29 protein-coding genes are annotated in these 25909 nt (G+C 40.4%); 13 read left to right on the top strand and 16 right to left on the bottom strand.

Translation table 11 applies throughout. The features are described 5' to 3' along the window. Positions 1-36 precede the first annotated feature (36 nt). Together J0X13_RS02820 and J0X13_RS02815 are read right to left on the bottom strand one after the other, a co-directional pair. A complete protein-coding gene (locus J0X13_RS02820; RefSeq protein ID WP_207069949.1) occupies positions 37-750 on the bottom strand; it encodes a DUF4331 family protein in 714 nt (237 codons plus the stop codon). 19 nt (positions 751-769) lie between these two features. Continuing rightward, positions 770-1462: a DUF4331 family protein gene (locus tag J0X13_RS02815; RefSeq protein ID WP_207069948.1), complete on the bottom strand. Its 693-nt coding sequence runs from the start codon at positions 1460-1462 to the stop codon at positions 770-772. Between the two features lie 166 nt (positions 1463-1628). Between J0X13_RS02815 and J0X13_RS02810 the strand changes: the two genes are divergently transcribed. Further along, positions 1629-2819, top strand: a complete 1191-nt coding sequence (locus J0X13_RS02810) for an LETM1-related biofilm-associated protein (RefSeq protein WP_207069947.1) — start codon at positions 1629-1631, stop codon at positions 2817-2819. A gap of 89 nt (positions 2820-2908) precedes the next feature. On the opposite strand, the gene J0X13_RS02805 is transcribed toward J0X13_RS02810, so the two are convergent. The 7 genes from J0X13_RS02805 to J0X13_RS02775 all read right to left on the bottom strand — a co-directional run bounded on the left by J0X13_RS02805 (position 2909) and on the right by J0X13_RS02775 (position 7100). Further along, a complete protein-coding gene (locus J0X13_RS02805) occupies positions 2909-3664 on the bottom strand; it encodes a LytR/AlgR family response regulator transcription factor (protein WP_207069946.1) in 756 nt (251 codons plus the stop codon). 65 nt (positions 3665-3729) lie between these two features. After that, positions 3730-4065 (bottom strand): 2TM domain-containing protein, encoded by a 336-nt coding sequence (locus tag J0X13_RS02800; protein ID WP_207069945.1) that lies wholly within the window; start codon positions 4063-4065, stop codon positions 3730-3732. Beyond that, on the bottom strand, positions 4052-4372 hold the full coding sequence (locus J0X13_RS02795) for a 2TM domain-containing protein (RefSeq protein WP_207069944.1): 321 nt from the start codon (positions 4370-4372) through the stop codon (positions 4052-4054). The genes J0X13_RS02800 and J0X13_RS02795 overlap by 14 nt, the downstream gene beginning before the upstream one ends. A gap of 2 nt (positions 4373-4374) precedes the next feature. Next, a complete protein-coding gene (locus J0X13_RS02790; protein WP_207069943.1) occupies positions 4375-4719 on the bottom strand; it encodes a 2TM domain-containing protein in 345 nt (114 codons plus the stop codon). Positions 4720-4721: 2 nt separating this feature from the next. Further along, positions 4722-5000 (bottom strand): 2TM domain-containing protein, encoded by a 279-nt coding sequence (locus tag J0X13_RS02785; RefSeq protein WP_207069942.1) that lies wholly within the window; start codon positions 4998-5000, stop codon positions 4722-4724. Between the two features lie 141 nt (positions 5001-5141). Further along, the gene (locus tag J0X13_RS02780; protein ID WP_207069941.1) at positions 5142-6470 is read right to left on the bottom strand and encodes a 2TM domain-containing protein; all 1329 of its coding nucleotides are present in this window, start codon (positions 6468-6470) and stop codon (positions 5142-5144) included. A gap of 6 nt (positions 6471-6476) precedes the next feature. After that, entirely contained in the window at positions 6477-7100 is a 624-nt protein-coding gene (locus J0X13_RS02775) for a tetratricopeptide repeat protein (RefSeq protein WP_207069940.1), read from the bottom strand. A gap of 608 nt (positions 7101-7708) precedes the next feature. Here J0X13_RS02775 and J0X13_RS02770 point away from each other — a divergent pair. Further along, positions 7709-8230, top strand: coding sequence for a nuclear transport factor 2 family protein (locus tag J0X13_RS02770; RefSeq protein ID WP_207069939.1), 522 nt, complete (start codon positions 7709-7711; stop codon positions 8228-8230). A 146-nt stretch (positions 8231-8376) separates the two neighbouring features. Continuing rightward, entirely contained in the window at positions 8377-8988 is a 612-nt protein-coding gene (locus J0X13_RS02765) for an FMN-binding negative transcriptional regulator (protein WP_207069938.1), read from the top strand. A gap of 4 nt (positions 8989-8992) precedes the next feature. Here J0X13_RS02765 and J0X13_RS02760 read toward each other — a convergent pair whose 3' ends face one another. Beyond that, on the bottom strand, positions 8993-10780 hold the full coding sequence (locus J0X13_RS02760; RefSeq protein WP_207069937.1) for a PorP/SprF family type IX secretion system membrane protein: 1788 nt from the start codon (positions 10778-10780) through the stop codon (positions 8993-8995). A gap of 272 nt (positions 10781-11052) precedes the next feature. Between J0X13_RS02760 and J0X13_RS02755 the strand changes: the two genes are divergently transcribed. Continuing rightward, entirely contained in the window at positions 11053-11532 is a 480-nt protein-coding gene (locus J0X13_RS02755; protein WP_207069936.1) for a GNAT family N-acetyltransferase, read from the top strand. Positions 11533-11652: 120 nt separating this feature from the next. Then, positions 11653-12075: a DoxX family protein gene (locus tag J0X13_RS02750; RefSeq protein ID WP_207069935.1), complete on the top strand. Its 423-nt coding sequence runs from the start codon at positions 11653-11655 to the stop codon at positions 12073-12075. A 1-nt stretch (position 12076) separates the two neighbouring features. Here J0X13_RS02750 and J0X13_RS02745 read toward each other — a convergent pair whose 3' ends face one another. Next, a complete protein-coding gene (locus J0X13_RS02745) occupies positions 12077-14239 on the bottom strand; it encodes a TonB-dependent receptor (RefSeq protein WP_207069934.1) in 2163 nt (720 codons plus the stop codon). A gap of 213 nt (positions 14240-14452) precedes the next feature. Here J0X13_RS02745 and J0X13_RS02740 point away from each other — a divergent pair, with 213 nt between their 5' ends. Together J0X13_RS02740 and J0X13_RS02735 are read left to right on the top strand one after the other, a co-directional pair. Further along, on the top strand, positions 14453-14872 hold the full coding sequence (locus tag J0X13_RS02740) for a DUF2141 domain-containing protein (RefSeq protein ID WP_207069933.1): 420 nt from the start codon (positions 14453-14455) through the stop codon (positions 14870-14872). A 142-nt stretch (positions 14873-15014) separates the two neighbouring features. After that, positions 15015-15956, top strand: coding sequence for a LysR substrate-binding domain-containing protein (locus tag J0X13_RS02735; protein ID WP_207069932.1), 942 nt, complete (start codon positions 15015-15017; stop codon positions 15954-15956). A gap of 33 nt (positions 15957-15989) precedes the next feature. Here the strand turns inward: J0X13_RS02735 and J0X13_RS02730 are convergent, their stop codons facing one another. Next, positions 15990-16187, bottom strand: a complete 198-nt coding sequence (locus J0X13_RS02730) for a hypothetical protein (RefSeq protein WP_207027162.1) — start codon at positions 16185-16187, stop codon at positions 15990-15992. A 212-nt stretch (positions 16188-16399) separates the two neighbouring features. Here J0X13_RS02730 and J0X13_RS02725 point away from each other — a divergent pair, with 212 nt between their 5' ends. After that, entirely contained in the window at positions 16400-17590 is a 1191-nt protein-coding gene (locus J0X13_RS02725) for a D-alanyl-D-alanine carboxypeptidase (RefSeq protein WP_242535599.1), read from the top strand. Here J0X13_RS02725 and J0X13_RS02720 read toward each other — a convergent pair. Beyond that, positions 17584-18171: an NUDIX domain-containing protein gene (locus J0X13_RS02720; RefSeq protein ID WP_207069930.1), complete on the bottom strand. Its 588-nt coding sequence runs from the start codon at positions 18169-18171 to the stop codon at positions 17584-17586. The genes J0X13_RS02725 and J0X13_RS02720 overlap by 7 nt on opposite strands. 124 nt (positions 18172-18295) lie before the next feature. On the opposite strand from J0X13_RS02720, the gene J0X13_RS02715 reads away from it, so the two are divergent. Further along, positions 18296-19852 carry a M81 family metallopeptidase gene (locus tag J0X13_RS02715; RefSeq protein WP_207069929.1) on the top strand — a complete coding sequence of 519 codons (1557 nt, stop codon included), beginning with the start codon at positions 18296-18298 and terminating at the stop codon, positions 19850-19852. Here J0X13_RS02715 and J0X13_RS02710 read toward each other — a convergent pair. Together J0X13_RS02710 and J0X13_RS02705 are read right to left on the bottom strand one after the other, a co-directional pair. Then, positions 19849-20742 carry a DUF2461 domain-containing protein gene (locus J0X13_RS02710; protein WP_313786245.1) on the bottom strand — a complete coding sequence of 298 codons (894 nt, stop codon included), beginning with the start codon at positions 20740-20742 and terminating at the stop codon, positions 19849-19851. The genes J0X13_RS02715 and J0X13_RS02710 overlap by 4 nt on opposite strands. Next, positions 20684-21484, bottom strand: a complete 801-nt coding sequence (locus tag J0X13_RS02705; RefSeq protein WP_207069928.1) for a TIGR00266 family protein — start codon at positions 21482-21484, stop codon at positions 20684-20686. The genes J0X13_RS02710 and J0X13_RS02705 overlap by 59 nt, the downstream gene beginning before the upstream one ends. Before the next feature lie 224 nt (positions 21485-21708). Between J0X13_RS02705 and J0X13_RS02700 the strand changes: the two genes are divergently transcribed. After that, complete coding sequence (locus J0X13_RS02700) at positions 21709-22431, top strand: hypothetical protein (protein WP_207069927.1); 723 nt, start codon at positions 21709-21711, stop codon at positions 22429-22431. A gap of 27 nt (positions 22432-22458) precedes the next feature. Here J0X13_RS02700 and J0X13_RS02695 read toward each other — a convergent pair whose 3' ends face one another. Continuing rightward, entirely contained in the window at positions 22459-22914 is a 456-nt protein-coding gene (locus J0X13_RS02695; RefSeq protein ID WP_207069926.1) for a DUF4442 domain-containing protein, read from the bottom strand. Positions 22915-23083: 169 nt separating this feature from the next. Here J0X13_RS02695 and J0X13_RS02690 point away from each other — a divergent pair, with 169 nt between their 5' ends. The 3 genes from J0X13_RS02690 (at position 23084) to J0X13_RS02680 (ending at position 25853) form a co-directional block, all read left to right on the top strand. Next, a complete protein-coding gene (locus J0X13_RS02690; protein WP_127141525.1) occupies positions 23084-23566 on the top strand; it encodes a DUF4870 domain-containing protein in 483 nt (160 codons plus the stop codon). Between the two features lie 211 nt (positions 23567-23777). Further along, complete coding sequence (locus J0X13_RS02685) at positions 23778-24107, top strand: PadR family transcriptional regulator (protein ID WP_014031488.1); 330 nt, start codon at positions 23778-23780, stop codon at positions 24105-24107. A 9-nt stretch (positions 24108-24116) separates the two neighbouring features. Beyond that, the gene (locus J0X13_RS02680) at positions 24117-25853 is read left to right on the top strand and encodes a PspC domain-containing protein (RefSeq protein WP_207069925.1); all 1737 of its coding nucleotides are present in this window, start codon (positions 24117-24119) and stop codon (positions 25851-25853) included. The last annotated feature ends 56 nt before the right edge of the window (positions 25854-25909 follow it).

Below are 25909 nucleotides of genomic sequence, written 5' to 3'. Positions count from 1 at the left end.
AAGATTTCCTTCCCCCGTCCCTTTCATAGCAATTAATTACTCGGGTGCTCCCAAATAGGGGAATGTAGTCGAAATATTGGCCGTAAGCCCAACACCATCCGATGTTAGTCTTGGTAAATCGGCCATTCCATCATCATCCAAGTCCTGACCACTAAACCTGTCGCCTTCCATTCCCCCGAAAAATAGAATTAGGGAAACATCTATAATATCATCATTGGGGTGCCTTCCGGTAAGGGCCACTTCATCACCATCCGGAACCAGTAGGTTACCATCATTATCAAGGTCGGTACCTGGGTTAAAATATGTGGTGGGCAGATCTGGCGCAACTTCCAAAACATCCGCAGCCAAAACCGTTGTCAGGGTTGCAGCATCCAATCCTAAAATGTTGTTTTCGTAATCCACATCTGCAGGATCCAACCCCAATTTTAAAGCATATACATCATGGTATTGCTCCAATCTGGCCTGAAATCCCATTTGAAACACTGCGCTCATTTCCGAAGGAATTGTGGTATTGTGCGCATCTTTAATACTGGCTTCACCCTCCATATCATAACTTAGGGTGGTATTGATTCCTGGGCGACCAAGATGATCCACCTGCGCATATGTTCCGGTAAAATCAACGCCCATCATATCATCGCCCATCATCATATCTTCATCCATATAGGTTCCGTTATCATCATTGCTACAGCCAATTACTAGACCAAAGCTTAGTACTAGAGCAGTTATATATATTGATTGTCTTAGTTTCATAATATCGTTTTTAAGTTTCTTATTGTTTTCTGTTTGTTGTCACCCAAGTCTTATAAACTGATAGACCAAGGGCATTGGTAGCGGTAGGCGTCCCCAACATACTATTTGGAATTTCCACTACAATGGAAAGGGTGTTGGCTCCATCAAAGGTGTCCGCAGCCTCCTCTGGAGGTAAAAAACCTTTTGGTGCAGAATCCAACTCAGGAGAAATCACAGCGTTGAACTGGAAAAAATCGAAAAAGAACGGGTCTTGTCGTGGTCCAGCAAATAGGGATACGCCATCCGACGTTGTTTCTACAATTGCGGTGGCACCTGAAATCTCCACATCGCCCAAAGCAGCATCTGTATATACTTCGCTGCTCAGGCCGGTTTGCGAAGGCATCATTGGTCCAAAGAAGTACATCCTACCATCTCTTGCAATAGCTTGGATTACTTGATCCTCTACCAAATCACCATCCAAATCAATATTGATTTCGGTAAGTACGTCCTCGTCAAAGGTTCCATACGCCAATTCTGGCAAAACATCGGATTGAAGATCTACCACAAATACGGTGTTGTCGGAACCTTCAGTGGGTTCAAAAGCATAAAAATCGGCAATGTCCGCAGTAGTTCCTGCCGACGACGGCGCATCTATGTGGTCTGCAGATACCAATACGGTGGCTGCGATTACCAAGGATCCAAGTCCTAATAGATATTTCGTTGTTTTTTTCATGTTACTTGTTTTTTAAGTTTCGTTCACCCCTACCTACGGAACCTCTTAGGGGGTGGTTTGGTTTTGAAATGTTAAAATTATCTTAACGCTATTTTGTTGAAGTGATTCACTTGGCATAAAAACAAAGTCAGAGAAATTGTTTTACTTTGGCATCTAATTCATTTAAATGAACCCTTCTGCCTCCGGTTGGATCAATAAGTTTGGTCACCTTGTAGATCAAGAGTCTTCAAACTTCGAGGACTTTAACAGCTTGTACAGGCAACTCAAAGCAAATGGCTTTATTTATGGTGTTCACTTGAACATACCTTCGTTTATACCCGTTGAGCATACGCTTAGTGAAGATGAAATTGCTAAGATCAACCTTCTTACTGCCTTGTACTTTACCTATACCTTTGAAGTGGGAAAGACGGATTTTGATGCATTCGTCAATAAGGTTTTTGAGTATTACCAATCTTTGGATGTCAGTCGGATTTCCTTTTTGAATAAAATATTGACCGGTTCAAAAACGGAATCACAGCTGGAGAAACTAATAGATTCCAGAATTTATTTGAGCGATAATACTTTCAGTAGAGCTCTTGGAAATAGCTTGACCAATTCGCTGCTTTATGTTGACATACTCATATTTATAATTTACCTAAGAGGTAAAAAAAACGTTATGGAACATGCCCAACTTTTGGAGTATGTAACCATTAATATTGTATACCACGCACTGAACTCCAAAGAGACCCATGAATTGGATGCAAAATTGATTCAATTGTTGGGTTCTTCGTTAACGTATATAGACCTGGATGAGGCAAAATTTGATGGCAATTATTCCGATCTATTGACCCAAAAATTTACCGAAAACGAGAAGGATTATTTTTTGGATATGGCTTGCTTAACGATATGGGAAGATAAGACTTTGGACTACACAGAAACCGACTATATTTTTGGTTTGGGAAACGACCTTGGCAAGTCGGAAAAAGAGGTGAGATCGGAACTACAATTCGTAGAAAATTTCTTCGAAAAAAATAAGGATAAAATAGCCTATTTAAGCAACAAAAATTTAGCTGTGCAGTTCTACGATGGTATGTCAAAAAATGTTAGTAAACTCATTCTCAGAAATAGCAAAAGGTTGAAAAGAGAACTTACCGAGAGCAGAGAATTAGTTGCTCTTTTATCCAAGTCAACCGTTAAGGATTTAAGTGCTGAAGAAAAGAAAAAAGTTCAGAATCAGTTGTTGGATATTTTTAAAAGCATTCCTTCTTTGGCAATTTTTATGTTACCTGGCGGAGCTATCCTTCTTCCAATTTTCATTAAATTGATACCTAAACTGCTACCCTCGGCCTTTGATGACAATCGGGTAGAAGAAAATTAGGTTTTGGTTTAAAAAAACCACTATAAAGAAAACTTATAGTAGGTTTTTTATTTTAACTAAAAAATTGGAATTCAGTTTTTTAAAAACAGTTACTCTAACCATAACTTAAAGTCTCTAACACGTTCCCTACTTACAATGACTTCGTACTCGTTAAAACGGTTCAGTTTGATTTGAAGCCTTGAATTTGTGTATGAAATGATATCTCCTATATGGTTGATGTTCACATAGAACTTTCGGCTTACCCTAAAAAATGTCTGCGGCTCCAATTCCTCTTCCAACTGTTCCAAAGTGGTGTCCAACAAATAATTTCTACCATCGGAGGTTGCAGCATAGGTTCCTTTGTTTTCGCTGTAAAAACATTCCACCTCATCAGCATTTATAATTTTTAAATGTTGCCCAACCCTAGCTGTAAATCGTTTTTTGTAATCACGTTCCAAAGGGTTTACCAGAAGCTTTTTTATGTCGTTAAAATCGATGGGGATTTTTCGGTTTTCAGGCTTAAAATTCCGATACTTTTTTACTGCACTTTCCAGCTCTTCTTCTTCAATGGGTTTAAGTAAATAATCGATGCTGTTCAGCTTAAAAGCTTGGAGTGCATATTCGTCATAAGCAGTGGTAAAAATGATGGCGCTTTTTACCTCGACCTCATCAAAAATTTCAAAGGAAAGCCCGTCCGATAATTGGATGTCCAAAAAGATTAAATCGGGATGCTGATTTTCTTTGAACCAGACTATGGATTCTTCAACCGAATGCAGCATGGTTGAGACTTCAATTTCCAATTCTACGAGCAATCTGGACAACCGTCTTGCTGCTGGTTTTTCATCTTCAATGATCAGGACATTCATGTGGGTATGGTTTGTGTTTTTGGTTAGTGCTCAAAGGTAAAAAGTCAATTTATTTTCTTTGGAATCTACTTATATTTATCAACCTTGCTCCTATCCTCATCCATGTATTTTTGAATTTGGCGCTCCTCCCACTTTTTAAAGAAAGTGAATTTATGCCTGAATAAGATCAAGGTATGCACCAACAAGATCAACCCCCAAATCAGAATATTGGCATTGATCCAGTCGTAATAATAAGATTCCTTTGGAAATGCTTCTGGCAACAAGGAGTTCAAAACTCCCGTTTTTAAGAGGTAAAGAATACCGTTTACGATTACAAAAATGATGATGTGACTATAATATCCTTTGAGTTCTTTAACTCGCTTTTCAGCATTTCTCCTCAGCAAGTTTCTATTTGTCTCCATCCTTTTTGAACTTGTTCATTTCCTCTCTGTCCTCGTCAATATACTTTTGAATCTGGCGCTCTTCCCAGTCCTTGCCCAATAGTGGGTTGAATCCAAAGGTTTTTGAGGCGTGGAACAACAATCCAATGCCCCAGGCCATCAATGTGATAAAATGCTCCCATTGCCAAAAACTATCTGTATTAAGATAAATATTGATCAAAATAAAGGTGTTTATCACCACATAAATGGCCGAATGAATATAAAAGCCCTTGAGTTCGTCCACTCTTTTTTTGGCTCTGTTATATTTTTCCTTATTAAAATTTTCCATGATTATTTCCATTTGTTGTTCTGTTCATCATCGCGCATAAACTCTTCTATTTTGCGTTTTTCCCACTGTTTGCCAAAAAATGGGTTTAGGTCGAATGTTTTAATGGCATGGAAAACGATCCCGATACCCCAGCCAAAAGCAGCCCATAAAAACCAGGCATAGGCAAAATGGTTGGTAAAATAGTTGATCAGGGCCAATCCCGAAATTACCACGACATAGGAAGTAAGGTTCCCATAAAATTTTTTGAGCTCTTCCACACGCTCCTTGGCCCGTAAATATTTGTTCTCTTTATCTGAAGACTCCATGGTATTGTTTTTTAATGTGGTGTTATAGCTAAAAGTACTCATTCTCAAAATTCTTTATTGCTCATAAGCTCCTGAATCTTACGTTCTTCCCACTCCTTTCCAAAAATAGGGTTCTGCCCGTAAGCTGTCATCCAATGCCCTACCAGTCCAAGGCCCCATCCAATCGCCGGGAAAATGGACCAGGGGAAACCGGTTGTCCTAAAGTTTAAGTAAGCGAGCAATGGAATCACCAGAAAATAGGCAGTTAGATTGGAGTAAAAAGACTTGATGCGCTCCACTCTTTCCTTTGCTCTTGCATAACGTTGTTCTTCAAAGTTTTCCATGATTTGTTCGTTTTTATAATTGATTACAGGTCAAATATCCCCATACTTTCATGTAAAATGAAAAACGAATTCCCGAACTGTAATTTTTGTAGGATGAATTGTTAGTGGCTAGGGTGAAGGGTAAGGAGTGGAAATTTGGCTCTAGAAATCGTCCTTATCCATGAGTTCCCTGATCTTACGTTCCTCCCAACGTTTGCCCCATAATGGATTATAGCCAAAGGCGGCCATTCCGTGCGCGGTTAGCCCAAAGCCCCAGCCTATGGTTGGAAAAAATGCCCATAAAAAGTCCGTAGTGCGGAAATTGAGCCACCATAAAAAAGGAATAACAATGCAATACGCCATAAGATTGCCGTAGAAGTCCTTAATATTCTTGACCCGTTCCTTGGCATTCGCATAGCGTTTTTCCTCAATATAGCTCTCCTGAGTCTCCAGAACCGTGTATTTTTGGGTAAGCATAGGGATAAAAACACTAAAATCCTTTTCTGTTTTTTCAATGACCATTTCGCGGTCGGTCAAAATATTGTAACGCTGTTTTATATTCTGTAGCCCTACCCCACTACTCTTTTTCACTACTTGCTTTTCCTGTAGGTTGTTGCTCACCACCAACATATCGTTCTTTTCAAAAACTTTAATGTGCAATGGTCGGGAAGATGTTACCACATTGTGCTTTACCGCATTTTCCAATAAAAGCTGTAGCGACAGCGGTACTATTTTAGCTTCGGGCTGGGAACAATGATCGGGAATATCGAAAATGATACTATCCTCAAAACGCATTTTAAGAAGTCTCACATAAGTTCGGGCAAACTTCAATTCCTCATCCACAGTGACCAGGTCCTTGTTTTTCTGCTCCAGCACATATCGGTATACTTTGGATAAAGAGGTGGTAAAGTTTTGAGCTTGTTGCGGGTCTTCATCGATCAAACTTGTCAAAACATTAAGACTGTTGAACAAAAAGTGAGGGTCCAATTGGTTTTTTAAGGCATCGAATCGGGCAGATGCCGAACCTGCGATTATTTTTTGCTCCTTTACCTGCTTTTCCTTGTAAAACTTGTAGTAGTAAGCCGCATAGAACAACAGGGCCACTATCATTGCAATAAAAAAGGAAGAGTAATAATCCCGTGGGGTTTCAGCCGAAATAAAAGCACCAAAACTTACTTTGTATATCCATACCTTTAAGACAAAACGAGCCAAAAAGATTCCGATAATGGATGCCAGGATATTTCCAATGATACCATAACCAATGTATTTGCGGGTGAACAGCTCTTTGTCGTATTTCCGCATGAGCATAATAAAAGAAGCGGCATTACAGAGGTAGATTATCGTGGAAAACACAATGGTTTCCCAAAAATCCTTGGACAGTTCCTGAAAAGTGAATTCCCAACCGTTAACAAAGTAGATAATTAGGGACACTATAAAAATAGCCACCCCTATTACCAATGCCCTAAAAACTTCTCTTATCAGGAGTTTCATCATTTCTTATTTACCACAGCTTTCCAATATCTCTTTTGCTCTCTCTTCGCCCCAAGTCGGATAAAATGGTGTTTCGGATTTAAAGGTAGCAAAAAGTTCCAACGCCCTTTCCACATCTTGGCAATATGGAGCGGTATCCTTACCGAAGTACCGGGCAGACCCCATATCCCACTCCGCTTTAGATAGAATTACCCTTGGGTTGTTGGGTGACAATTCCATGGCTTTTTGATACAATTGTGCATTCTTTGGAGAAAGGGTCATACCATAGGTTGCACCGTCAAAAGCAATCCAAGCGGTGTTAATGAGTGCTTCTTGAACCAAAAGCTCGGGATTATTCGGTGAAATGGTCTTGGCCACATCCAAAAATTCCTTGGCTTTTTGCAGTTGTTCGCTCAGTTTGTCCTCATCCTTTTCTCCAAATGATATGATGGTGTTGATCTGCGAAACATAATAGTAAGGGAGCCATTTATCGGGCTCTGCCGTAGCTATACGCTCAAACATATGGGATGCCTCCATTGTCTTTTGGCTTTGCCATAGCTCAAAGGCCTTTTCCATTCCTTTGGAATAACGATCCTGTGCATTCACAAATGTGGCCCCCAAGAGCACCATTGTTAAAATTAGTTTTTTCATGACTGTTGTTTTATGATTATTGATAGCGCAAAGATGAATTGACGAAAGCCTTTTTTAAAAGAAGGATTACTGAACTGTAAATATTTGGGACTGGATTGTAGTTTGTATCGGGAACCCCTTCAAAAGAGAACAAAACAACCTAGATTCAGGTTTTTAAATTTTCTTCTTTTTGAAGTTGAACATTTAATTAACGGCTCAAGTAAACCCCATGGCCGCGATCTTACTATTACAACAATGGAAAGGCAAGAAATGTTTCTGTAGGAAAATCATCCTGATTTACACTCATTTTGCAAATAGAAACATTTTTAAGGCACTCATTTACAGATTTTTATTATATTTAATAGTTGGTTATGCAAAGCATATTTCCCTTTACAGCCCAACATTTATTCTAGTTAAATTAGACCTTTACTTGCAACTGAAATTTGTGTTTTGAGGATTGGATAAGGCAAGTTGTATTCCCCCAGTTACCCTAAAATTATTTTAAGTCAATAATTGTAGTCATTGATCAAGGTGCTCAATGCCCTGATGTTAAGTATACCTACCTATAAATTTAGGTCATACATTGATTGAGCTTTTCACTATAAATAATTAACCATAACACAAAAACAATGAAAAAAATTCTTTTCCTAAGCGTATTGGCAGTACTTGTATTTAGTTCTTGCCAACAAGGTCCTGTTCGATATACGCAGGACTCACCAGAAATTGATATAGTAAAACAATTGATATCGAACTACAACAATAAAACATTCGATACAAGCATGTATGCAGATACCTCAAAAACGTTTTACAATGTCAGTGAAAATCCAATGTCTGCCAGCGAAGCTATGGATTATCACAAACAAACAGATGCAAATTATTCGTCCAGGAGCTTTCAAAATGAGAACTCAGAATATGAAATGGTCGTCACCGATGATGGCGAAACTTGGGTGAATTGTTGGTTGGGTTGGAAAGGAACCTTAGCCGCCAACAACAAAGAAATAGATATCCCTGTACATTTGACCTATCAATTTGTAGATGGCAAAATTGTAAGGGAATATGGTTATTGGGACCCATCAGAAGTTGTGATGGAGCTTCAGAAAATTGAAATGGAAGCCAAAAAGGCCGAGGAAGAAATGGAACCAATGGAGTAGTCTTGTCCACATAACAACTTACATAGGCCCTAATCAGGGCCTTTTTTTTGAGGTTGAAGATGTTTTGCCTGTTAACCCTCGGAGTCACATCATATCATATTTATTATCTTTAAACTTTTTATACTCCCACAGGTAACTCCACTTCCATGTACATTCCAATACACTATAACAATCAAGATATTGCTGAAGTCAAGAACTTTTTACAGCAAAACAGCTTTGGCATTTTAATCAATACTGTTGACAATAAGCCTTGGGGAACCCACATTCCGCTTGAACTGGAAACAGACGGTGAGGGAAATGATATTTTAGTGGGCCACATTGCCAAGGCCAATCCGCAATGGAAATATTTTAACGACAAGGCCCAAGTACTTTGCATTTTCAATGGTCCACATGCCTATATATCTTCATCGTGGTACAAGGAAGAAGAAGTGCCCACTTGGAACTATATTGCCGTTCACGTATATGGCACCCTAATAGTATTGACAGAGGAAGAAACCATGGCATCCATGCACCGTTTGGTAGACAAATATGAAAAGGGCTCCAAAAAACCTATTTCTCTTAAAAACCTATCTCCTAAAACCTTGAGACAAGTAAAAGGTGTTGTTGGCTTTAAGGTTTTAATATCGGACATACAAGCTACCTACAAGCTTTCCCAGACCCGAGCAGACGACCATCACAAAATAATATCGGAACTCGAAGAAAGGTCGGACCCAGGGAGTCAGGGCATTGCCGAGCATATGAAAGAAACTGAATCTTGATTATCTATTCAATATCCTGGAACATCGTATCGGCCCAATTGGAGTATCTGGGGTTTTCAACATGCATGATCCAAATCTCATCCTGATATTTCCCCTTTAATTGAGATTTGTAAGCAGCATATGCAGCCTCGTTCTCTTGGTACTTGGCCAAATAAACATAATTGAGTCCGTTATCCGGATTTTTAAAATATTGTGCCTGCAATCCCTTACCTTTTAATTCTTTCATAAAGTTTTTAAGGTATGTCTCATTCTTAAAAACATTGGCCACAATATAATGTCCTTGCCCTACACCTTCCAGATTGATATATTTCTCAATGGGCTTAAATGCTCCACCATGAAATTTACCTTCATTTTTCTTCTCAACTTTTTTGGAAACGACTTGGGTATTTTCTGCCAAAGCTGTAGCAGTCGAAGCTTCAATTGAATTATAAAGGGAGTCTAAATCCTTACTGTCCGCCATGTACAACTTTTGAGCTTTCCTTTCGATATCTGGAATCTGGTCTCCATTATGTCTTTTTACCAGTCTCATCACCATCTCAAAGCGCTTCTCCATATCGGCTTCCCTACTTTGTTTCATGGAATCCACTTTATAGAGCAAATCATCTATTACCGCGTAACTATCTTCCTTTTGTTCCTGAAGTTGAGCTACACGCTCCTCCCAATATGCCCTGTCTTCTTTGTTGGATGGGCGCAAGGTGGTTTTTACATCCAACTTACTGCTCTGCTCCGTTTGTTCGGTTTTATTACCTGCATCGGCTACGGCAGAGTTCTCAATCTTCTTTTTCTCTTCATCATCGTTGGAAACGAAGGTGTTTTTGGAAAGATTGGGCACAAAAGAGTAGGCAATGGAAATTTCGTGGGTCACACCAAGATTGGCAATGCTGTTGCTCAGGCTTTTCTCAAAATTATACCCAAAAGACAGTCTTTGATTTAGATTAAAACCTGTTCCAGCAGATGCTCCGTAAAACTGATCATATCCTCCCTGAACCCACCCCAACTTGGGAAGGTCAAGGATTATACCTCCTCCAAAAACCGGGTCCTCACTTCCCTTAAAGCGGGCTCTTGCCAAAGGCATTAACCTGCTATCCTCAAATATACCTTTGCCATTCTCGAACTCATACACATACTGTATATGACCAGAGAAGGTTTTTTCATTCAAATTGGTCAAGGAGTTCCCAGACTTTATATTGTAGTCCACCAAATTTTGGGCAAAAACACCAAAATCGAACTTACCTATGCTCAAGTTAAGGCCAGGTTGAAACGATATAACGGAACTTTCCTCAGCCTGTCTCAAAAAAGGATCTTCTTCTTGGGTAACCGCTCTACTCGGATCGTAACTACTTACATAATAGGGAATATTGACACCAAATGTCAGGCTACTTTCCTCCCCTAACTGTATGCCGTGGGAGTAATTGGCCATAACGCCCAAATTGGAAATTACCCCCTCACTTTGATTATATAAACTAAAGCCAAGCCCAACCCTATCATTTATTCTACCACTATAGCTCAGAAAATAGTTTTGGCGATTGTTCTCGAAATCGGCACTTTGACTTCGATGAAAGAAGTTTATATAAGATTTGTCCTCCCTTATGGAAGAAAAGGTGGGGTTGATCAAAAACCGGTTGAACTTTAGCAGGTTTTGAAATGGGACGTCGTAACTCACATAGGGATTATTCTCTTCTTGGGCTTGTGAGGTAAGGCCCAGAAAAAAAATGATCGATAGCGCAAAAAAATAACGCTCAAATTGGGACGGAAATGTAGTTTGAAAAAACAGGGGTAGTTTTATCTCCATAGCCGATTGGGATTTGTAGGTTAATATTCCTGATTGGGACAGGTTGATATTTGTTTAAGTTTTTCATTCGCAAGATTTGGGACTTGTAAGAATTTTACCACTAAACTTAATGTAAATCTAATTATTTTATCGTCGAACAGATAATTTTTTCGTTGAACGGCAGTTGAAATTGAAAGATAAGTCACTTTTACTCCTAAAAAATTGGATTCCAGCTTACCAATTGTTCTGTATTTCGGTTTATTTTTACGGGATATCTCCAAAATTTCCTCAAAATGGATTCATCCTACAGAATTGTTCCCTATTCGGAAGCCTACAAAGATGCCTTTAGGAGCCTGAATGAGGAATGGATCATCAAGTATTTTAAAATTGAGGAAATGGACCGGATTATACTCCAAAACCCAAAAGAATATATTTTGGACAAAGGCGGTTATATCGCTGTTGCCCTATGTGATGATGTTCCTGTAGGAGTCTGTGCATTGATACCCTGCAAATATGAGGGTTATGATTTTGAACTCTCCAAAATGGGAGTTTCTCCAAAAGCCCAGGGCAAGGGTATTGGAAAACTATTGGGGCAACATATCATTAACCAAGCTAAACGGTTGGGTGCCAATAAAATATTTTTGGAGAGCAACCGAAAGTTAGCACCTGCAATAGCTTTGTACAAAAAACTGGGATTCAGCGAAATGACCAATATTGCTTCTCCTTACGCCCGCAGTGATATACAAATGGAATTGAATTTGAACGCCTCCTAAAGTTCATTTGTACATTATATTACACCATTCCTACGGTTTTTATAGACTTTTGTAAGGATTCTCTTTTATATATACCTATAAATGAGTAACTTATATACTAAACCTTTAAACTTCATCGCCATGGGTCTAATCAAAAACCTCAACAAATGGGCCAATGCCCATACCTATCTTATTTTGGACCTGATCCGCATATTGCTTGGCGTTGTTCTTTTTGTAAAAGGCATTGAATTTATGACCAACTATGAAGAAATGGAGCGATTGGCCGAACCGTTCGAAGAGGTTCCCGGTGGCATGATTTTTCTTCACTATTTGATTCCTGCCCATTTTGTGGGAGGTATACTCATTGTTGTTGGGCTGCTTACCCGATGGGCAGCTATTGCCCAGATACCGATAATCTTTGGTGCAATCCTGACCAATTTTCTCGGCGAAATGAACACCAATAATCTTATGTTGTCCATTATTGTGCTATTGGCCACACTGTTCTTTATTGTATATGGATCTGGAAAGCATTCTGTGGACTACTATCTAAAAATGCAACAGTAACCTAAAGGTTGTCCAATTGATTGCTTTTACCATCGGTGCTGATGGTCCAAAAGAACCCAACAAAGAAAAAGCTATCCGCAGGTGGCGTGATCGCTCTTCGATCATAGAATCCATTTACATCCGGGACATCGGTATATTGATAATTACTGACGTTAATGATGCTCAATAAATTGCTTATGGAGAAGTATAAGATCTTTTGTTGATCGATCAAGTAGGCCCAATTAAAACTCAAATTATTGTACGATTTGGTTCGCTCTTCCATAAACCCAGGGTTGTTCGGATTGTGATATGGCCTCCCCGATCCATAAGAATACGACAGTCCAACCTGTGAGCGCAGCTTATCCACCCAATATTTGGTGACCAATGAAATATTATGTTTTGGTGCAAAGTTCGGAGTTGCCTTTTCAGGAAAGTTTCGATAGTCGCGTTCAGTGTCCAGAAAGGAATAAGAGAACCAATAATCCAAATTATCAATGCTCTTACTATCCCTCCAAAAAACATCGATGCCTTTGGCATAGCCTCCTCCCGAGTTCGTATACATTGAATTGAACTGTGGCACATCCGTATCAAATTTGATCAAACGGTCATAGTCCTTATAATAAAACTCGGTTCTAAAGGTTTTTCCGTTGTTGATGTATTGGTAGTTAATAATGTAGTGGGATGCTTTCTCCATCTCCAAGTCTTGATCAAACTTTACCACATCGGAGAGCGGCCTCTGGTAAAAATCGCCGTAAGCCAAGGAAAACTGGCCTTCTTCTCCTGGTTTGTAGGCCAAGGACACGCGAGGTGACATTTCAAAACCATCCAACAAACTACTATGGGTGGCCCGAACGCCCAGTTTCATAGCGAATTTATTGCTCAAAAAGATATCGGATTCCGCAAAGGCCACCCACAGGCCATCAGAATATCCGCTTTTGAAAGCATCCACATCCGTATCGGTAAAGGTTTCATCAAAATTGGTATGGAAATATTCCGCCCCAAAACTCAAATCATACCGATTACTGAAATTTTTGCGGGCCTTTACCTTAAGGTGCATTGATGTTTCCCCGATATCCACCCTGTCCTCCTCAATTTCAATATCATTGGAATCCCAAGCTATGGAAGCTCCTGAGGTCAAGCTCCAGTCGTTGGCGAAATAGTATTTATAGGACGAATTAAAGTATAGGTTATTGTTCTTGAGCCGGAAACGTACATAATCTTCAAAATTGATATCCTCCTGTTCAATATCCAAATTGGTGTGGTTGAATCCCGTGTACAATTTGAACATGCTCTTTTCTCCTCGGCTCCTAAAAACCGCTTCACCAGAGACAGATTCGTACGGACTGTTCCAACGGACTCCTTGGGTAGAGGGAATCAACGCTTCATATGGGGCAAGATTCAAATAATTCGTGTTGATGCTCAACGATTGGTCACCCCAAATTCTTGTATGACCAACACCACCGCCAACACTCATTATGGAAACATCCGTTTTCTCTTGTAAAGGTACATCCGTGGTGTTCAGCAATAGCACACTGGAGAGGGCTTGGCCATATTCGGCCGAATAGCCACCAGTGCTAAAGGAAATCCCCTTAAAAAGAAAGGGCGAAAACCTACCACGGGTAGGTGTGTTGTTCGGTGTCGCATTAAAGGGTTGAAAAACGCGCAGCCCATCTATAAAAACCTGTGTCTCTCCTGCGGTACCTCCCCTAACGAACAAACGGCCGTCCTCATTTACCGTTGTGGTGCCGGGCAATGTCTGCAAAGCGGCCACAAAATCCCCAGCAGCCCCAGCCGTGGTAACAATATCGAGCGGTTTCAGTACCGACACCTTGGAATTATCCCCTGCCTCAAAAGTACCTGCCGTCAAGGTAACTCCCGACAACGAATTCACGGACTCCATCAATGTAATGTGCAGATTCTTGAAATAGCCAATGTCACCGGCCTCGCGGTGGGGCTCAAAGGATAACATGGAAACTATAAGCGTTTGAAGTCCTTCTTCGGTAGTCTCGAAACTAAAGTTTCCATTGGGGTCCGAAGAAGCACCATCGTAAGTACCTTCCAGATAAATGTTGGCCCCTTCGATCGGGTTGTTTTTGGCATCGGTAACTTTTCCTGTTATGGACTGTTGCGAAAAAACAGTTCCCGTGCATAGTAATAAGGTGATTAGATTGCTGAAGATTTTCATGACCGTTCGTTTTTGATTGATGCCACAAATTTCCCCTTCAGCATTGAGCCAAACCAAAACGAAATACCCAATTGTAGTTTTTTCTAACCGAATTGAATTGCAATTTTCACTTTGCAGTTCACTCCAAAAAATCAACATTTCGGTAGGATGAAATTTTATAAGATCAGCTACTTCATGAATTTTGAAGCATATAAAACATCAAAAACAAACATTATGAAAACTGTAACACTAGCATTAAGTTTCTTCTTTGTGAGTATCATCGCCATGGCACAAGAAAAACCAGGAATCGACATTACGATCACCATTGACAACATAACCAGCGATGAAGGTAAAGTATTGGCCGGCCTTCATACCGAAGATACCTTTATGAAAGGACAGGGGCTACAAAACCTTCAAAGTGCCATTACAAATGGAAAAGTAACCTTGACGTTTACCAATGTCTCTCCTGGCAATTATGCCATTATGGCAATGCACGATGCCAATGAAAACAACCGTATGGATTATCAGTCCAATGGAATGCCGAAAGAAAGCTATGGAATGTCCGGTAACGATATGGCAATGGGTCCACCCACATTTAATAGTGCGAAGTTTACCGTGGGCAATGAGGATTTGGAAATGAATATCCGGTTCTAGTCAAAAAAAATCATCAATCAAAAGAAAGCCTGCCGTTTGCAGGCTTTTTGTTTTTATGCCTGTTTACATTTTCAGGATTCCCTTTTTTCTATAGATTAGCCTGATAGTTTTTTATACTTTTATACCATAAACTTATACTTGAATGACGATTACCCAACTTCAATATGTGCTAGCCGTTGCCGAGCACAAGAACTTTACTCTGGCCGCGGAAAAGAGCTTTGTTACCCAACCTACCCTGAGCATGCAGGTGCAAAAACTGGAAGATGAGTTGGACGTACTGATTTTTGATCGGAGTAAAAAGCCCATATCCATTACAGAGGTTGGTGAAAAAATTGTGGCACAGGCAAAGAACATTGTCGCCGAAGCAGAACGCATAAAAGATATAGTTGACCAAGACAAAGGATACATTGGAGGCGATTATACGCTTGGCATAATCCCTACCGTAATGCCTACATTGCTCCCGATGTTCTTAAATGCCTTTATTAAAAAATACCCCAAAGTAAACCTGATCATTAAGGAGCAATCAACGCAAACCATGATCAAAAATATTTTGGACGGACATTTAGACGCCGGTATAGCGGCCACTCCGTTGGAAATCGAGTTCATCAAAGAACGCCCTTTGTATTATGAGCCTTTTGTGGGCTATGTTCCTAAAAATCATCGATTGGCGTCCGAGGTTGAATTGACCACGGAACATTTGGATGTGAACGATATCCTGCTTTTGCAAGACGGTCACTGTTTTCGTGAAGGGGTAATCAACTTGTGCAAAGCTTCAAAAAGTAGACTTGGAGAGCAATTTAAAATAGAAAGCGGAAGTTTTGAGACCTTGGTGAGTTTAGCCGACGAAGGGATGGGCATGACATTGCTGCCGTATTTGAACACCCTTCATTTGGAAGAGGACAAAAAAGCAAACCTCAAAACTTTTAAAAACCCCGTACCAGCTAGGGAAATAAGTTTGATCTACCATAAAAGTGAACTGAAAATACAAATAACAGATGCTTTGAGAGAAGTTATCTCAAGTATTGTTCGTGGTGCCATTGCGTTTCAGGATGTGAAAATCATCAGTCCCTTGGCCAAAAATTAAAAGAGCCGCTTTTCAGCGGCTCTCGGTAGTGTTTTAGGCTTTTAATAGTAATAATGTTGGTTGTAATTCTGGTTTGTCCACAATAAAAAATTGCAACCAGATTCTAAGTTCGTTCACTTCACTGGGTAATAATCTCGAAATAGCTTTCTTGAGTTCCCTAGCGAAGAGTTTAACATCAAAACTCACCTTTTGAAGGATTGTTTTGGTGTAATCTAACATAGCTCTAGGCATACTAATTTGATTAAATTGGGTATTAGGTTGTTTTTAAAATTACTAAAAAAGCCGTTTACATAGCTCAATTTCCAGTTAAAAATTGAACAACTTGTTGTTAAAATCGATGAACTGCACATATGTACCCATTAAACAGGAACCTATATAACTTGTTGATTTTTAAATTATTATTGATTTCATTTCTTTTGATTGGGTGTAATTCCACCAAAAAGATGGTCAACTCCCAATTGAACAATAATCATCTGGGGAACTCATTTCATGGTCTGGTAATAACGGATGCCAATACCCAAAAAGAAATCTATAACCGTAATGGCGATAAATATTTTACTCCTGCCAGCAATACCAAGATTTCAACCTTATATACAGGCCTAAAACTACTCCCCAAAAACATACCGACCTTAAAATACATAGTGGCCAACGATACGTTATTTGTAGAAGGAACCGGTGACCCATCTTGGTTGCATCCTTATTTTAAAGACAGTACAGCAATACGTTGGTTGCAAAATCAAGAAACCATAGCACTTTATACCAAAAACCATAGCGAAGAGCGATATGGACCTGGTTGGGCATGGGAAGATTACGACACCTATTTCTCCCCAGAAAAATCTACAATACCACTTTACGGCAATGTAGTCACCATTTCCAACAACGACAGTTTGAAGATTTCTCCCGAGAATTTCAAAAATCAAATTACCGTTAAGGATACCGTCATAAAACGAGAAGAGTTCCACAATCAATTTTACATTGCCCCAATGGAACAAGATACTTTGGAGGTTCCTTATGTGACCAGCGATAGTTTAATAAAGCAATTATTGGAAACTGCCACGGGAAATGAGATTTTCTTGACCCCACATGTCCCCGAAGGCGAAAAGCAAACTTTATACGGCATTGAGACGGACTCCATTTACAAACGCATGCTTTTTGAAAGCGATAACTTTTTGGCCGAACAACTATTGTTGGCTGCCTCCGGTATGATTTCCGATACACTGAGCACTAAAAAAGTCATTGGCTATATGTTGGAAAACCACTTAAAGGATTTGGAACACCAACCTCGCTGGGTGGATGGTTCGGGGCTTTCCAGATATAATTTGTTCACACCAAGGTCCTTTGTACAGATCCTTCAAAAATTACACAGGGAAATTCCGGAAGAACGCCTATTCGCCATTTTTCCGATGTGGGGACCCGATAGCACCGTTGAACAATGGGAAGACCCGACCACAGAAGCTTTTCTTTTTGCCAAATCAGGATCTGTTGGCAACAACTACAATGTAAGCGGGTATGTAAAAACGAAATCGGGCAAACTACTCATCTTTAGTTTTATGAACAACCATTTTAGGGTACCCTCCATAAAAATCAGGGAAACCATCTACACTACCTTAAAAAAACTGTACGAAAACTACTGATCAAAAATCCCTTGAACTTGGGCATATTGCAGTAACATGATAGTTTTCGCATCTTTGATTTCACCGGATTCCATCATAGCAATGGCTTTTTTAAAATCCAGCTCCAACACCTCGATGTTCTCTGTTTCGTCTTCAGCACCGCCACCTTCGCCGATTTTCATGCCATCTTCATAAGCCCCGATAAAAAAGTGGAGTATTTCCGTAACCGAACCTGGTGACATATAGGATTCAAAAACCTTTTTAACCCTGTCAATTTTATAGCCTGTCTCCTCTTCCACCTCCATTTTAATGGTTTCCTCGGCATTGCCCTTTTCCAAAAGACCCGCACAAACCTCGATCATCATTCCATCGGCATTGCCATTTACATAGGTTGGCATTCGAAACTGCTTCGTTAGTACCACCTTTCCCTTTTCAATATTATATAAAAGAATGGCTGCACCATTGCCTCGGTCATAAGACTCGCGAATTTGCTTTTCCCAAATGCCATCGTCACGTAAATATTCAAAAGTGATTTTTTCAAGGGAATACCAGTTGTCCGATAGTAGTTCCCGTTGTATGTTCCTGATTCTGTCGTTGGCCAAAATGAATAAGTTTTTTCTAAATATAGGCCTTATCCATTTATCATTCTGAATTAAGCACTTCTTTTGACACCATCACAATAATGTCGATATTTATACTTTGATGAAACCAACCAAACCACAAACCATGCGCAACCCCTTAGTTTATCTATTCCTTATTGTTATCCTGATAGGCTGTAAGAACAACACTGAAAAAAAACTGCCCCGTATAGCCATTGCAGGGCTGGGCATTGAATCCAGTACATTTTCGCCCGCCCTTACCCATGAAGAAGCCTTTCATCCCAAAATCGGGGATTCCATATTTAACCGTTACCCGTTTATGGAGGCAGATTCTTCTTTGAGGCAACGGGCCGAGTGGGTTCCCACTTTAGTGGGAAAATCGTTGCCGGGAGGGACAGTTACCCGTGAAGCCTATGAGTCATTGGTGGGCAAAACATTGACAATGTTGGAAGAAAACATGCCTTACGATGGATTATTTTTTGATATTCATGGCGCCATGAGTGTGGTTGGACTGGACGATCCAGAGGGGGATCTAATCAAAAGAATCCGCGAAGTGGTGGGAACTGATGTACTGATATCCACTTCCATGGACCTGCACGGAAATGTTTCCAAACGATTGGCACAACACTCCGATTTGATCACTTGTTACCGTATGGCCCCACACGAGGATGCCACGGAATCGCGCAAACGGGCCGTGGAAAACCTGGTCACCAGATTGGAAAACGGAAAAGGTAAACCAAAATATAAAGCGTGGATTCCAGTGCCCATCTTACTGCCTGGAGAAAAAACGAGTACCCGAGTAGAGCCTGGAAAAAGTCTGTATGCCAAAGTGCCCGAAGTGGAGCAAAAAGAAGGTGTTATCGATGCAGCCATATGGATAGGCTACGCGTGGGCCGATGAACCGCGAAACCATGCCGTGGTCATGGTAACAGGAGACGACCAACAGCAGATAACCAAAGGAGCAGAAAAACTGGCCAATAGTTTTTGGGATGTCCGCGAAAAATTTGAGTTCGTGGCCCCCACAAAATCATATGAAGAAGCGTTGGAACTTGCCCTTGCGAGCAATAAAAAACCTTTTATGTTAAGTGATATGGGGGACAACCCCACCGCAGGCGGTGCTGGCGATGTTACCTGGACCTTAACGGAACTTTTAAAACGAGAAGAATTCCATGCCGCAGATGGAAAATCGTTGATTTATGCATCCATTCCCGGACCGAAATTGGTAGAAGAAGCCATAAAAGTCGGTGTGGGTGGAGAAGTAAGTGCACCTGTTGGTGCCGAAATAGACGATAGGTATGCTCCACCTCTTATGTTAACTGGAGAAGTTACCGCCATTAAACAGGGTGATGTACATGCGGAAACCGAGGTCGTGGTAAAAGTAGATAATGCACATGTTATCGTGACGAAAAAAAGGAAGCCCTATCACAGGAAATCCGATTTTACCGACTTAGGGCTTATCCCGAGCGAAACCGACATCATCGTGGTTAAAATTGGCTATTTGGTGCCCGAACTTTACAATATGAGAGGCGACTGGATCATGGCATTGACTCCTGGAGGGGTCGACCAAGACCTAGAACGCTTGGGCCACAAAAGAATCATGAGGCCCATGTTCCCTTATGATAAGGATATGGAACGCCCTGACCTGTCGGCACGATTAATCAAGGCTTCAGATGAGTTGGATTAAACGGTAACGGCTTGGTTCAAATATTGACGAAAGGGAAGCATTTCCTTGTAAACTTCAACGATTTTTTCCTTGAAATCATTGCTAAGCACATCCTTCTTTGTTAACCCGTACTCCACAGCAAAGGTTTTGTTGCGAAGCAATTCTATATGTGGATGGTCGTTGGAAAAGCCCTTGGGAGATGACACCAGTTTTTCGTCTTTGTACAGTCCACCAAACATTTTTTTAAAGGACGGCTTGTCCAGTATCTTCTGGAGTTCCTCCCCATTGTAATCAATGGCATCGCGGATACTGCGAAGGGTTTTGGAATCGGGTCGCCAGCGACCACCGGCCAACAAACAATGTTTTAATCCAATCTCGATATAAAAATCTGCAGAATTGGGCGCTTTGTCCAATCCAGCACCAAAATGATCCTTATAAATGGGCTTGTTCGGGTGGAACATCAAATTATTGTTGATTCGGTTGATGCCCTTTTTACCAGGAGTTGGGTAATAATCATCATGGAGCTGGGCCATGGTCATATCCAAATCGTCAAGCCAAGCAATGAAATCGTTCCGAAGGGATTTGTACCATTTACGATTGGCATCCATCCATTCCTTGTTATTGTTTTGTTGCAATTCTTCCAGAAAATGGAACAGGTCGTTGAAATTCATATGCACAAAAGAAGTGATTTTTTCAGACTTAAAATTCAGATCTCTGATTTCAGATTTGAGATATCGGGTGAGATTCTTCACTTCGTTCAGAATGACATTGAGCCTCGCTCTGCTGCTCCTGGCTCCTGGCTCCTGGCTCCTGGCTCCTGACTCCTGACTCCTGACTCCTGACTCCTGACGATTAAAATCTATTATCCCCGTCCAACAAGTCCCCAAGACCACCCAAAATACTGCCTTCACCCTTGTCTTTTCCGCCACCTCGAGGTGCAGCGGCCCAAACACGGCTGGCCAACCTGCTAAATGGCAACGATTGAATATAAACGGTTCCAGGTCCTCGAAGCGTAGCAAAGAACAGTCCTTCACCACCAAAAACAGAATTTCGGATTCCCCCGACAAATTCAATATCGTAATCCACGGTATGGGAAAAACCAACAATACAACCGGTATCCACTCTTAATGTCTCGCCAGGTGCCAATGTTTTTTTGGCCATGGTCCCACCGGCATGAACAAAGGCCATTCCATCACCTTCCAGTTTTTGCATTATAAAACCCTCTCCACCAAAAAAACCACGTCCCAAGCGTTTGGAGAATTCGATGCCTATGGAAACACCTTTGGCAGCACACAGGAAAGCATCTTTTTGGCAGATGAACTTCCCTCCTTTTTCGGAAAGGTCAATGGGAACAATTTTACCGGGATAGGGCGAAGCAAAGCTTACCAACTTTTTACCTTGACCTACGTTCAAGAAAGCGGTCATAAAAAGGCTCTCGCCGGTGAGCAATCGCTTACCTGCGGAGAATACTTTGCCCAAAACACTGGTATCTTGATTGGAACCGTCCCCAAAGATGGTATCCATTTTAATATCCTGGTCCATCATCATAAAAGTCCCTGCTTCGGCAACAACAGCCTCTTGTGGATCCAGTTCTATTTCCACATATTGCATTTCCTCGCCGTAAATGTGGTAGTCTATTTCGTGTGCGTTCATTTTTTGATTGCTTTTTAAATGTTGTTTTATTTATCTGTTGTTTTGTTTTAGGTTTTGTTACAAAATAGTTGACAACTACTTCATTATCAAAGACAGCAAATCTTTTTAAAATAGTTAATTTCGAAAAAACTACTCCATTTTGGAAGCAAAACACTATTTGGTTGCCATTATTATTGTATTGGTAGCATTACTAGCAGGAATCGTATCTGCATGGCAATATATTGATGGGAAAAAATCAGACCAAAAAAGCGATAGTCTCCAAATCGAACTTTCAAAAATCCAAAAAAAAAGTTTTAACCAAAACTGAGGATGTGGTTCAAGCCCAAAAAGAATCACAGAAAAAGGACAGTCAATTGATAGCTGAACAAAAAAAGAATAATGACTTAGCAAATGAATTAATTGAGGCTCAAAAAAAATTAGATCATTTACAAAGTGAAACTATTAAGAGAGTTATGGGCTCGGGGTATCTTAGAGTCTTAGTCCATCAAATCCAAACAGATAAAATAAGATTAATAGCTGAAAGCATGTCCAATTACCCTATTTATGATGCTGAAATTAGGATAATAGATTTAGAAAAAATTAAAAACTGTCCTAAAGAGATGGTGGATGGAGTTGAAAAGCTTTTATTCAAATGTTGGGAAGAAAGAACAAAAGTATATGGCAATAAACAAATTAATTCAAGAAAAATAAGACCAATAAACTTTACGAAAAAAGTTGGTGCTGACAATATTAACCTTCAAATTATTACCACGAGTAGACACAGCACAATAATACAATACTCAATAATAAACCCAAAAACCAAAAAGCACAATTACAGGATTTTTGAAAAAATTGAAAACAATTATACCCTTTTAGAAAAGGACCTTCATGATACAAACGAAAAGATATTTGAACAAACATTTCCTTATAAAAAAGAAATTGAATTCTATAGCAACGAAGATTTATAATTTTTTCACCTTCACCCTATACCAAAATCACGCCTTGACTTTCACGGTCCACTCAAAATGAAAGGTGGACACCTCCACCCCATCTTGGTTGACCCCTACGGCTTTCATCCAGCAGGTTTGCCCCTCACCGGATTCCACGGTTTTGTTAATGGCATCGGCGATCAATTCCCCGTCCTCACAGGTAAAATTGATGCGTCCCGTAGCCTTTTTGGTAAAAGTGGCTTTGTTGTTCGCTACGAGCATGGACACTTTTTTGCCGCTTTTTTGTATTTCGTTCATGACCAATGTACCCGTACTTAGCTCGGCAGCCATCCCTTGAACGGCCCAAAACATGGATTTGAATGGATTTTGATTAATCCATTTATGTTTTACCGTGGTCATTGCTTTTTTATCATCAATATACTTGAGTCGCACCCCGCACCACCATGCCGAAGGGAGCTTCATAAAAGTGAACATATTGATTTTACTGGGTGTAAGTGCCATATACTTTATTTAAGTCTGCCTAAAAATAGGTAAAAAGATGTTACCTGATATTGTTAATTTTATGTTAAATTATAGTACTTTGTTTTGCATAGTACCATCTTTTGGATATATATTTGCATGGTAAGCTAATAGGTTAACCCTTTTACAATCAAAAAACATCAATCAAAAAATGGCAACTACAATCACCAAACACGAACGAAATTTATCCGCGATCATCCACGCGTCCATGTTCTCGAAGTACTTTATTCCTTTTGGAAACTTTATACTTCCATTGATCTTATGGACAGCCAACAAAAAAGAGCATGCGTTTGTCGATTACAACGGCAAACAGGCTCTGAATTTTCAAATTAGTATGTTGCTTTATTCCATCGTGGCAGGTTTGGTCACCATTCCATTCTTTATTGGATTTTGGCCAGACTTGTTCGATTGGAACTTTTTCGGGTTCCATGGGTTGAGCGACCTCAATAACCTAAACATTCACATCGATAGCGACGATTTTAGGTTAGGAAGACTTATATGGCCTGTAGGCATATCAGGATTTTTGCAGGTGGCCCTGGCCGTTGTAAACATTGTATTTACCATTTTGGCCACCATTAGAACCAATGAGGGGGAATATTTCAAATACCCGTTCACTATAAAATTCATCAAATAACTATAGGAGTTTAATCACCTCCGCAATATTCATCATCAATCAAAGAAAAAGGAGTTTAACCATCAATCAAAAAACGAAAAACATCAAACAATCATCAATCAAAGAACCGTTTCCACTCCCCTGCCCAATTCAGGGGAATGGAGTGGAAGCGTCACCAAACAAAGTTTGGAAGAACAAAAACGAACAGTTAATTTAATAGAACCATGAAATTATGAACATAGAAAACACAAAAGCACAGATGCGCAAGGGGGTTCTAGAGTATTGCATCCTGTCCATCCTAAAGGATGACGACAAGTATGCCTCAGAAATTCTGGGAGCCTTAAAGGACGCAAAGATGTTAGTAGTGGAAGGTACCATATACCCTTTGCTCACAAGGCTTAAAAATGCTGGATTGCTCAACTACCGTTGGGAAGAATCCACATCGGGACCGCCCCGAAAATATTACGCTCTTACAGAAACGGGGCAATTGTTTTTAAACGAACTCAACGGCACCTGGGACGAACTAAGAAATGCAGTCAATCTGGTAACCAACACAAAATAGAATCAAAAAATGAACAAGACAGTAAATATAAATCTAGCAAATACGCTCTTCCACATAGACGATGACGCGTATAACAAGCTGAGACGGTACCTGGAGTCCATTAGACGGTCGTTTGCAGGTACCAAGGGAAGCGACGAGATCATTGCCGATATCGAGGCAAGGATTGCCGAACTCTTCTTGGAGAAAATGGAGAACGAGAGACAGGTAATCACCCACAAAGAAGTTGATCAAGTAATCGAAGTAATGGGGCAGCCCGAAGATTACATGGTGGACGAGGATATTTTTGAGGACGAACCCAAAAAGAGCCACGCCGAATCTTCTACGAACAGGGCAAAAAAGCTGTATAGGGACATCGACCACAAATACATTGGTGGTGTCTGTGCCGGTTTGGAACATTATTTGGGCATCGATGCCCTTTGGATAAGGCTCATATTTATATTGTTGGCCGTATTTACCAGTGGTTTTGGCTTTATTGCCTATATCCTACTTTGGATCTTGGTTCCCGAAGCCGCCACAACCTCCCAAAAATTGGATATGCGGGGAGAGCCCGTCAACATCAGCAATATAGAACGCAAAGTTAAAGAGGGGTTTGATGATGTTGCGGACAAAGTAAAAAATGTTGACTACGAAAAAGTGGGCGACAAGGTCAAAAGCGGCTCCAAGACCTTTTTTGATACCATTGGGGACATTATCCTGTTCCTTTTCAAGGTATTCGGTAAGTTCATAGGCATTCTGTTGATCATCATCGGTGCATCTACCTTGGTAGGATTGTTTTTCGGTCTATTCACCGTGGGTATGTTCGATGCGGTACATGTGCCCGGTATAGATTTTTACGAGATCGTGAACACTTCGGGCGCGCCTGTATGGGTGGTATCCATTTTAATGTTCTTCGCCGTGGGTATTCCGTTCTTCTTCCTGCTTTATTTAGGTTTGAAGATATTGGTGAACAATCTTAAATCCATCGGAAACATTGCCAAATTCTCCTTGTTGGGCCTTTGGTTGATTTCCGTAGGACTGTTGATCGTATTTGGTATACGCCAGGCAGCGGAATTCTCTTATACCGGAAGCGTTAACGATAGAACAGAATTAACAATGGAAATGCCTTCTGATACTTTGGTCATTACAATGAAGGATGGCGAAATGGATTATAATCGGGACGACATCCATTTTGGTAGGATGACCTTTGGTTATGACGAAAACGACAACCGTATTTTAATGTCTGATGAAGTCGACGTTAAAGTAAGAAAGTCGGATACAGACTCCATCAGCATCAACATTAGAAAAGATGCGGATGGAAGTTCAACACCGGCAGCTCGTGACCGCGCCAGGAACATTGAATATGCTTACACCATTGATGGCAATGAAATTGTACTGGACAAATATTTGACCACGGAAACATCGAACAAAGCCAGAAACCAGGAGGTGACCATAACCATTTATGTACCAGAATCCATGACGGTTTATTTTGACAGCTCCACTACCAGATACATTGGCAGGGGAATCGACAACGATCAAGGTTTTTACCGAAGCGGTATGGCGGGTCAGTACTGGTTGATGAAGGATGACGGAGAGTTGAAATGCTTGGATTGCCCCGAAGATGATGATGAGGAATCCGATGGTAATGGCAAGATCATCATCAATGAAGATGGTATCGATATCGACATCAAGGACGACCAAGACTCTTTTGAAATGAAAATCAACGAAGATGGGGTAAAGGTTAAAGCCAAAGAAAAAAGTAACAATTGAACCCCCTAATTCGTCAATTCAGTAGATCATTATTTAAAACACATATATAAAAACAG

The organism is [Muricauda] lutisoli (nom. illeg.) (assembly GCF_017313105.1).
In the GTDB taxonomy this organism is placed as follows: Bacteria; Bacteroidota; Bacteroidia; order Flavobacteriales; family Flavobacteriaceae; genus Flagellimonas; species Flagellimonas lutisoli.
This window is presented reverse-complemented; position numbering and strand designations above follow the sequence as displayed.